Source organism: Mycolicibacter kumamotonensis, assembly GCF_002086285.1.
Classification (GTDB): Bacteria; Actinomycetota; Actinomycetes; order Mycobacteriales; family Mycobacteriaceae; genus Mycobacterium; species Mycobacterium kumamotonense.
Genome location: NZ_MVHU01000065.1, coordinates 1 through 8,324 on the forward strand (window position 1 = coordinate 1; position 8,324 = coordinate 8,324).

Sequence of the window (8,324 nt, forward strand, 5' to 3'; positions counted from 1 at the left end):
CTACGCTGGGCAGCGGACCGGCCAACCCCTGGTCGAAATCCAATAGCCCGAGCCTCCATCAAACCCAGGGCGATTCAGTGATGGCCTGTTGGAGGGCTTGCTGGCGGTCCTGGCGGCGTGCGTCGGCGGCTTTGTGCTTCTGCCATTCGGCGGAGCGGGCTCGCCGGCGTTCGTCGTTGCGCGTGAGCAGCTCTGCGACCATGTCGGGGAGTGCGTCGCGTTCGGAGCGGTCGGCTTCGGCGTGCATGGTCTGGGCCCGGTCGCCCTTGGCGGTCAGGATTGTGTGAAGGGCAGCGGCGGCTTCGTGTTTGGTGCCGCGCCGTATCTCGTGCTCGTCGGCTTCGTTAGCCACGGCCGGGTATATCGCAACGTGGTTTTCATCGCGGGCTCGGGTCATCCCGACGTAGGCCACGGCGCGGCTTGCGCGGTCAGACATGATCGTCCAGCACACACCGGCTCGGTCGCGGCCTCCGACGGTCATGCCTTGGGCGGAGTGAACGGTGGTGGCGTAGCCGAGGGTGATGTGTTCCTTGAGGTAGTCGCCCTCGAAGATGACGCGGGCGTTGTCGGTGAGGCGCTCGGCTGCAATCTGTCCTTTCGCGGGGTCGGCCATGGCGACCCGCCAGCGGTTGCCGTTGCGGACCTGGTCAATGCGGTCGCCCCGCCGATGCTCTGCACCGGGGGTGACTGTGATGGTCGGGTCGTTGTTGCGGCTGATGATGATGTCACCGACTCGGACGTCCTGGTCGCGGGCTACACGCACGCCCGGTGTGGTGTTGTCGGTGTAGGTGCCGTGGAGACGGCGGTTGATGGCGTCGGCGATCTCCCAGCGGTCGCAGATGATCGCCGCGTCCTTGCCCGCTGCGCGAGCCGTGACGTAGGCGGTGGTGGCGTCTTGGGCCATCGCCACCTGATCACCTGTGTGCAGGCGGCCTTCATTGCGGTACCAGCCGATCGCCTTGCGAAGTCTATTACCGCGCCCGGAGCGCACTACGAGCGACGCGTCACGTTCGGCAGGATCGCGCATGCGCCATACCTCTGAAAGGCGTTGCGCCCAGGGCAGGTCCGTGCAGAGTTGCTCGAACATGCCGCCGCGGGATTTGACCGGCGCGAGTTGATAGGCATCACCGACGAGCACGATCTTGGCCCGCGCAGCGGTGGTGGCTTGAAGAAGCTTCGCTAGCTTTGGCGTGCCGACCATGGCGGCTTCGTCGACGACAACCACGGTGTTCCGATCGAGGCGGAGCTGATCGCCGCCGATGAGGTTGAGCGCTTTGTCCACGGTCAGGCCGCGGTCACCGGCCTGCTCACGCATGGCCTCGTCCACCGCGCGGCCGGTCGGCGCGACCACCAATACTTTCTTGCCGCCGCGGTGCGCGCCGGCCCGCAGCGCTTTGAGTGAGTGGGTCTTGCCGGCGCCGGCCGGCGCTTGCAACGGCTGGACAAGGTAGGGCGAAGATGCGATGTTGCCTACAGCGCGCGCCTGGTCGGCGGAGAGGTCACCGAGGTCGTCGCGGCGCACGTCGATGCGGGTCCGCGCGTCTTGCTCGTCGATCATCTCGAAGATGCGTTCTTCCTCGCGGATGATCGCGTCCACCGTGTAGTGCTCGTGGCCCTCGCGGTGGTGGCGTTCCCGCTGCGCCGAGACGCGGATCGCGACGGTGTCGACGATCTTCTCAATGAGCTCGCGCGGGCTGCCGGGCGCGTCGTAGGGCAGTAGCGCGCCGACCAGCTCCACCAGGTCGGCGCGGGTAAACGCGGCCTTGTCGATGCGCGCGACCATCTGCGCCAGGCGCGGGCGCACCATCAGATCACGCGATGCGCCGCGGTTGGCGCGGCGCGCTTCAGTGTGCGCGGCGCGGTCGATGTCCAGCCCGCGCGCGTCGGCGCGCCACTGCTCTTTGAGGTCGGCCCACGCGAGCGATTCGGGTTTGCGCGGCCGCGTCGCCTTTTGCGCGGCTTGCAACTGCGCCGCGGTGGGCTCGCCATCGACAACCACGAGGTTGTCGCGCGCCCATTCCCGCAGCCGCGTCGAGCGCTGCGACCACGCCTTGATGCAAGCCTTGGTGATGCCCGCGATTTCGGCCATGCCTGAGTGCTCACCGACCGTGGTGAACTCGAAGCCCCGCTCGGCGTGCAATTCGTGACGCAGCACTGATTGGTAGACGATGCCGGCGGCCTTGGCCTCGTGATGCAGCGATTTCGAGTCGATCGACACCAGCACACCATCGGCACGAGCTTGCCGGTTGGGCAGGATGACGTGGGTGTGCAGGTGCGGATCACCGCACCGCGACGTCTCGTGCTGGTAGGCGATGGCGGTCAAGCCCGGCAGCCGCTGCAAATCTTTGTTGCCGGTCAGCGGGTTGTGGACCCGGGTGTAGCCGGCGTGTTGATGCAGGTAGTCCAGGGCTGCCTTGACGGCCCGCATGTGAGCCTCGGCGACCACCTTCTCATTGAGATCGGTGCTCAGCGCCCGCACCAACGACACACTCTTAGGGGCGGCGAACGTCAGGTCGAAACCGTGCACTGACCCGGTGGTGAACGCCCGCCCAGACGCCCCATTCGGGCTGATTCCGTCGTCCAACCAGGCCGACACCTGGTCACCGTCAGCAAACCCGCCAGCGACTTGGGCGTCAGTCAACCCGGTCAGCTCAGCAACCTGCGAAGCGTCGCCGGTGACCATCCAGGTCGGCACCCGCGTGTCGCCCTCGGTGTAGTACTCACCGAGCCCACCCCCGGCGGCCTGCCGATCCATCGCGGCCTGCTTGGCCTCGTTCGCGGTCTTCTCGTAGTAGGCGATGCTCGAGCGCGAGAGGCGGGAAATCGTCAACATGAGCGACCACCTCCTGACCCGGCCGATCCGCTCGCCCACTGGGGGACGGGACGGTTGTGGACGCGCCCCGCGCGGCCGCAACCAGTCTTGCACAACTTGTGCCAATGTGCCGATGTGGGTGGTCGTGGTTTTGGTAGGTGGGATGGGAAGCGGTCAGGTGTGGTGGTGGGCGTGTGAGAATGAGGGAGCGAAGGTGGCGGGGCAGGCAGGGTGCTGAGGGTGAGGTTGGTGGAAGGTGACGTGGAGATGGTTGTGGAGGTGAGGTTGATGGAGGCGTTGGTGCAGCGCGGCGGCGACGTGTCAGAACGGGTGCTGTCCTGGCTTGTGGACGGCACGATGCCATCGCCAGCACGTGCCGACATCGTCTGGATCGAGCCGATATGCGAGTAGTAGAGCACGGTGGGCTCCTAGACCAGGAGTGCGCCTGCTGGCAAACCGACCCATCGGACTGCGTCCACGTTCGACCATCCGGCTCCCGAGAAACGGTTTTGACGAAATGTGGCGTTAGTGTTGGCCAAATCGCTGGGGGTGGAGTCAGGATCGGCATATGCCTAAGACATCCGCCTCCGCCGCGCGGCGGAGCATCTGTAGACCCTGTGTCGAATCGAAATGTCGGCGTGTCGGTTGAGTCCTATTGCACGTGTCCTACTCGGCCCTCAATATGAGATCCACGTGGCCTGGCGTGCCGGATAGTCCGGCACAAAAGGAAACTGACCGCCCGAGATGTCACGCCCGGCATGGCGTGCGGTGGCGGTCAGCTCCACGGTCCCAGTTGCGTCGAAACAACATTTGAGAGGAACCCGCGTTCATGGTAGAGCCGAACAACCCGAGTGAAAAGCCCCGTCATTTCGCGCCGACGCTACAAGTCGCCATCGCTATGGTGTGTGGTCTGTTGGTCGCTGAGACCGTCGATTGGGTCACCGCTGTGCATGTCCTGCTGGCGGTGCTGAGCGTGTTCACGAGCATCAATCGAGCGGAAACGGCGAACAGGCGATGTGCCCACTGCGGCCATCGCCAGTGAGCCGTCGTCGGGCGGTGTCTCGCTGAAGCGGCTGTGCCGATAGGCGGACCGCTGCCGTGCGAGCGCCAGGGCTTTGACTGCTGCTGCATGGCCAGGTCCCGTCAGGGCCGCTTTCCCGCGCTTTCGGCCAGCGGCATAGTCACGCCGTGCGTCGGCGGCAGCTGCCGCTCGGCGGTCCTGGTCGGTGCCGGCGGCGTAGCCGCCGTCGTTGGGGGCTGTTGGTGGTGACCAATCGATCCGTTTGAGCCGTGATGCCAAGAATGCTCCAGGCCGCTGTATGCGATCGGGCCAGGTCCAGCCGGTAATGCGCATGTCGGCGTTGAGCGCGGTGGTGATTTGGCGCGCTGTCCAGACCTGTGGGTCGATGCCGGCGGCACTGACGGCGTCGCAGATCGCCCCGGCGTGACCGTGGGATAGCCCGTGGCAGGCGTTGATGAGCTGAGCCGCGAGCCGCTGTAGCGGCAGCGGCCGTGGGCCGCGCCGCGGCCGGCGGTTCTTCGGTTGATGGTTCTCTGTGCGGGCGCGCTGATGCGCGCTTGGTGAGTGAGTCCCTACGGGACTTGAAGTACTAACTACACCGCTTCGCGGTAGGTCGGGAAACTCCACAGCTGTGCGGGACGGGATCAGGTGGTAGATCGACGGCCGCCGGCCGCACCCGGGGGTGGTCGGCGAACCGTGGCCACGCTGGGCCTCCAGTGCCCAGCCGGCGGCGCGCAGTACGCGCCAGGCCACAGTCACCGTGTCGGGTCCACAGCCGGCTACAGCGCCGATCGTGGCGCGGGTCGCCGCACAGTGGCGCCCGGTGGCGTGATCGGCGTGCTCGGCCATTGCGGTTGCGATCGCGACGAGCGTTGGGGCTGCAATCGACACGCGCTCGCTGTGACACACCTGCGCTAGCTGTGGTGTGGCCGCCCATGCCTGCACATCGTCGAGCCACGCCTGGCGGCTGCGCCACACCGGTACACGAGCCGCGCACGAGCCCGCGCGGGTGACCCAGTCGCGGCGGCGATGTTGCTTATCGGCAACACGCAGGTCAACGCGGATATTAGAAACGCAGTGGTCACGGGTTTGCGCGTCTACTCGAATCTGATGCAGATATGCGCTACCGTGAGACGAGTCCACCAAGACACGTCCCTTTCGAGGGGCACCGAAGCCCTCGGCTGGCCGGCCGGGGGTTTCGTCGTTTATTGAGCTGTCACATCTGCCCGATCAGGTATCGGGCGGTGGGTTCACATCGCCAGCGGCAGGGCCTCCGGTATGTCACGTACTAGGTCGGTGCGGCCGACTGCGGCCGCAATCAGGTCAGCCGCTACCTGGCTTACCGACGAGCCGCGTTCTGCGGCCAGCTGGCGCAGATCGGCGTAGACCTCCGCGTGCACCCGCGTCTTAATCTGCTCTCGCGGGCCCTTGTGTGGTTGAGCCATGACGCCCATCATGGCGGCAGTACCAGGTACAGCGACCATGACACGCCGCGGCTTCGTGATGTTTTTGTGACCGCGCAAGTCTCACTTGCGCAGCAGTGCGTTGTAGGGAAATTGACCGCGGACGATTTGCCGCGCAGCCGCTTGGGCTTTGGTGTCCGCTGGATTGCCAAGAAGTCGGTTGATGACGTCGAAGGCCATGTGGAGGACTACCTGTTGAACATCGAAATCATCGACAGACATACGCACCCCTACATATCAACTTTGTATGTTTCGAAGTTACAGAGTTAATGCGGACCTTGCAAGCCCGGGTCGCTCGTTGACGGCCTCAGAGCCCGAGGGCGGTCCGCAGGTCGGCCTCGGTGGCGCCGGCCAGCTCCGCTTCCCGGCTTAGCAGGAGGTCGATGGCCACTCGGATGAGCGTGTTTTCGGTGATGCGGTCGCCGCGACCCTGCCGTTGCCGGTTGAGGCTGCGGCTCAATTCGCTCAGTGAGCTGTACTGATCCGGGCGGAGCCGCGTCTCTTTCCGCTCAAGCCGGTCGTACCGGACCCATTGCCCGGGGGTGAAACCGTCCGCGTACAGGGGTTTGTCCTCGCTCCTCGACATGTTCGCCTGACTGTGAGTTTGTTAGTTCGTAAGTTGAGCCTAATGCGGGGGTCTCCGTGTGGGTCGATTCGGTAGGTATCCGCGGCTACGGTTGGGCGGATGGAGCCTGCTTCAGTGTTTGCAGCTGCAAGGCTGTTTGGCGGCGGCGTGAAGCAGGTTCGTCGGGCTGTTGTACCCGACGATGGTGTCCGGATAGCGGTTCGGGAGTTCTCACCGACGCATTCGGTGTTCGTTCCCAACGTGTGCGATGTGCAGGCCTGCCGGCCGCCGTCACCAGACGAGTTCGCTCAAAACACACGGGCCGCTGTGCGCTGGGCGCAGCGGAGGAAAGCGGCCCCGATTGGTCCGGGCGTGTTTTTCGTAGTGGTCCAGGTGAAGGACGGCGTGTCGGTGGTGATCGACAACATTGACGTGCGGGCAACGGCTTCACAGCTCGTGCCGGGTATCGCACTCACACAAGCCCTGGCTGGGCCGATCGACGTGCTCTCCCTCGAAATCGACTTGAACGTTGGTCGAGTTTGGTGCTGGCTGTGTCAACTCGAAGTGGCCCCAGTGTGACGGTTTGAGCTGGCCCCACTGGTAGGGGTTGGTTTGCGGGTGTTGCGGGCGTGGGCGAGTCGGTAGGAGGTGGTGCCGGTCTCGATGATCTGCCCGGCGAATGTCAGCCGGTCGACGATGGCTGCGCAGAGCCGGGGGTCGGTGAAGGTCTTCGTCCAGGCCGAGAAGGGCTCATTGGAGGCGATGGCGATCGCGGAGCGTTCCTCGCGTTCGGTGAGAACTTGGAACAGCAGTTCAGCTCCGCGCCGGTCGAGTTGCAGGTAACCGAGCTCGTCGACCAGCAGCAGGTCGACGCGGCCGTAGTAGTTGATCAGTTTGATCAGGTGCTTGTCGTCGGCGGCTTCGACCAGCTCGTTAACCAGTTTGCTGGCCAGGGTGTAGCGGACTCGGTAGCCGGCTTCGGCGGCCAAGGTACCCAGGGCGATGAGCAGGTGTGTTTTGCCGGTGCCGGAATCACCGATCAGACAAAGCGGCTGCCCTTGCTTGACCCAGTCGCAGGTGGCCAGGTGCCCGATGACGGCGGGGTTGATGGCAGGGTTGGCGTCAAAGGTGAACTCTTCTAACCGTTTTGGGCGGGGGAAGCCGGCGTCGCGCACGCGTCGTTGGGCGCGGCGCTGGGTGCGGTCGTCACATTCGGCAATTACCAGTTCGGCCAGAAACCCCAGATACGACAATTGTTCGCGCTCAGCAGCGGTGGCGATCTCGGAGTATCGGTCGCGGATGGTTGGCAGGCGCAGCATCCGCGCACCCTGTTCGATCGCTGCGGTCGCGGCTTGGTCGGTGACCCCACGCCGGGCACTCATGAGGTTTGTCCGCCCAGCAGGCTGTCGTATTGGTCCACCGTCGGCAGGGGGCGTTGATCGGCGGGAATGCTTGCCGGGCGGTGCTCGGCGAGCACGACCACCCGCCGATCCCGATCACCGGCGACGGCGCTGCGGTGTTCAGTAGCTTTGCGGGCTTCCAAGGCCACGACGTCGCTGGCGGTGGAGCCGACCGACAGGGCGGCGGTGATACCGGCCAGCACGGCGGCGCGGTCGAGGTGACGGTGCAGCAGCAAGACCTCCACCAGGGCGCGGGTGCCGCCGGCATCGCCGTGAGCGGTGCGGGCCGCTTGCCAAAACGCCTCGTGCTCGGTGGTGAACGCCCCTGCTGCACGCGCCTGGGCCAGCGCGGTGGCCCCGGGCAAAGCGCCGGGTTTGCGCAGCAGAATCTCCAGGTAGTGGTCCAAATCCAGGACTTTGGTGCCCTTGCCGACCGCACGCTGATGGCGTGCCACGACCGTGCTGCGGTCATAGATGGCCACCGTCGATGCCGACAGCTTGACCCGCAGCCGGTGCCCGATGAACCGGGCCGGAACACTGTATTGGTTGCAGCGCACCGCCACTTGGGCGTAGCGGTCCACCCGCGGCGTCAACGTCAATGCGGTGTCGAACGGCTCGGTGGGCAGCGGGGCCAGCGGGCGTGTCATTCCATCTGTGTAAGTCCGAGGTGGTCCATCATCGGACCGCCGTTGGGGCGGACAGAAGGAGTGTTTTGTGACCAAGACCACGAAGGCGCCGGCTCAGGACAAGACGGCGGCCCGACGGTTGGCGGAGGCGTTCAGCGCCGACACACTGGATTCGCTGATCGCCGATGCAGTGAAATCGGGGACCCCGATCGACGGCGCGGACGGTTTGCTCAACGAGCTGACCAAGGCCGTGCTCGAGCGTGCCCTGAATTCGGAGTTGACCCATCACCTGGGTTACGAGGCCGGCGATCCGGCCGGGCGCGGATCGGGCAATTCCCGCAACGGCACCACACCGAAAACGGTAACCACCGTCAACGGCCCGGTGCGTATCGAGGCGCCGCGCGATCGCAACGGCTCGTTCGAGCCGGCGATCGTGC

At 65.5% G+C, this 8,324-nt stretch carries 10 protein-coding genes; 3 read left to right on the plus strand and 7 right to left on the minus strand.

Annotated features, from left to right (window positions below; genetic code table 11):
• Positions 1 to 58: 58 nt before the first annotated feature.
• Positions 59 to 2,833 (minus strand): MobF family relaxase, encoded by a 2,775-nt coding sequence (gene mobF / locus BST28_RS22365; protein WP_083083166.1) that lies wholly within the window; start codon positions 2,831 to 2,833, stop codon positions 59 to 61.
• A gap of 228 nt (positions 2,834 to 3,061) precedes the next feature.
• Between mobF and BST28_RS24290 the strand changes: the two genes are divergently transcribed.
• Positions 3,062 to 3,223, plus strand: a complete 162-nt coding sequence (locus BST28_RS24290; RefSeq protein WP_165758133.1) for a hypothetical protein — start codon at positions 3,062 to 3,064, stop codon at positions 3,221 to 3,223.
• Between the two features lie 469 nt (positions 3,224 to 3,692).
• On the opposite strand, the gene BST28_RS23875 is transcribed toward BST28_RS24290, so the two are convergent.
• The 4 genes from BST28_RS23875 to BST28_RS22380 form a co-directional block, all read right to left on the minus strand.
• Positions 3,693 to 4,976, minus strand: a complete 1,284-nt coding sequence (locus tag BST28_RS23875) for a rep protein (RefSeq protein WP_234808386.1) — start codon at positions 4,974 to 4,976, stop codon at positions 3,693 to 3,695.
• Between the two features lie 107 nt (positions 4,977 to 5,083).
• Positions 5,084 to 5,278, minus strand: a complete 195-nt coding sequence (locus tag BST28_RS22375) for a hypothetical protein (protein WP_064920599.1) — start codon at positions 5,276 to 5,278, stop codon at positions 5,084 to 5,086.
• Positions 5,279 to 5,359: 81 nt separating this feature from the next.
• Complete coding sequence (locus BST28_RS24295) at positions 5,360 to 5,518, minus strand: hypothetical protein (RefSeq protein ID WP_165758134.1); 159 nt, start codon at positions 5,516 to 5,518, stop codon at positions 5,360 to 5,362.
• 85 nt (positions 5,519 to 5,603) lie between these two features.
• A complete protein-coding gene (locus tag BST28_RS22380) occupies positions 5,604 to 5,882 on the minus strand; it encodes a hypothetical protein (protein ID WP_083083170.1) in 279 nt (92 codons plus the stop codon).
• A 99-nt stretch (positions 5,883 to 5,981) separates the two neighbouring features.
• Here BST28_RS22380 and BST28_RS23880 point away from each other — a divergent pair, with 99 nt between their 5' ends.
• The gene (locus BST28_RS23880) at positions 5,982 to 6,440 is read left to right on the plus strand and encodes a hypothetical protein (RefSeq protein ID WP_133054361.1); all 459 of its coding nucleotides are present in this window, start codon (positions 5,982 to 5,984) and stop codon (positions 6,438 to 6,440) included.
• On the opposite strand, the gene istB is transcribed toward BST28_RS23880, so the two are convergent.
• Together istB and BST28_RS22395 are read right to left on the minus strand one after the other, a co-directional pair.
• On the minus strand, positions 6,416 to 7,243 hold the full coding sequence (gene istB, locus BST28_RS22390; protein ID WP_083040762.1) for an IS21-like element helper ATPase IstB: 828 nt from the start codon (positions 7,241 to 7,243) through the stop codon (positions 6,416 to 6,418). The two genes, BST28_RS23880 and istB, sit on opposite strands and share 25 nt — an antisense overlap.
• Positions 7,240 to 7,908 carry a Mu transposase domain-containing protein gene (locus BST28_RS22395; RefSeq protein WP_234808385.1) on the minus strand — a complete coding sequence of 223 codons (669 nt, stop codon included), beginning with the start codon at positions 7,906 to 7,908 and terminating at the stop codon, positions 7,240 to 7,242. The genes istB and BST28_RS22395 overlap by 4 nt, the downstream gene beginning before the upstream one ends.
• Positions 7,909 to 8,026: 118 nt before the next feature.
• On the opposite strand from BST28_RS22395, the gene BST28_RS22400 reads away from it, so the two are divergent.
• The coding region (locus BST28_RS22400) for a transposase (RefSeq protein WP_420093459.1) at positions 8,027 to 8,324 on the plus strand (298 nt) is incomplete at its 3' end.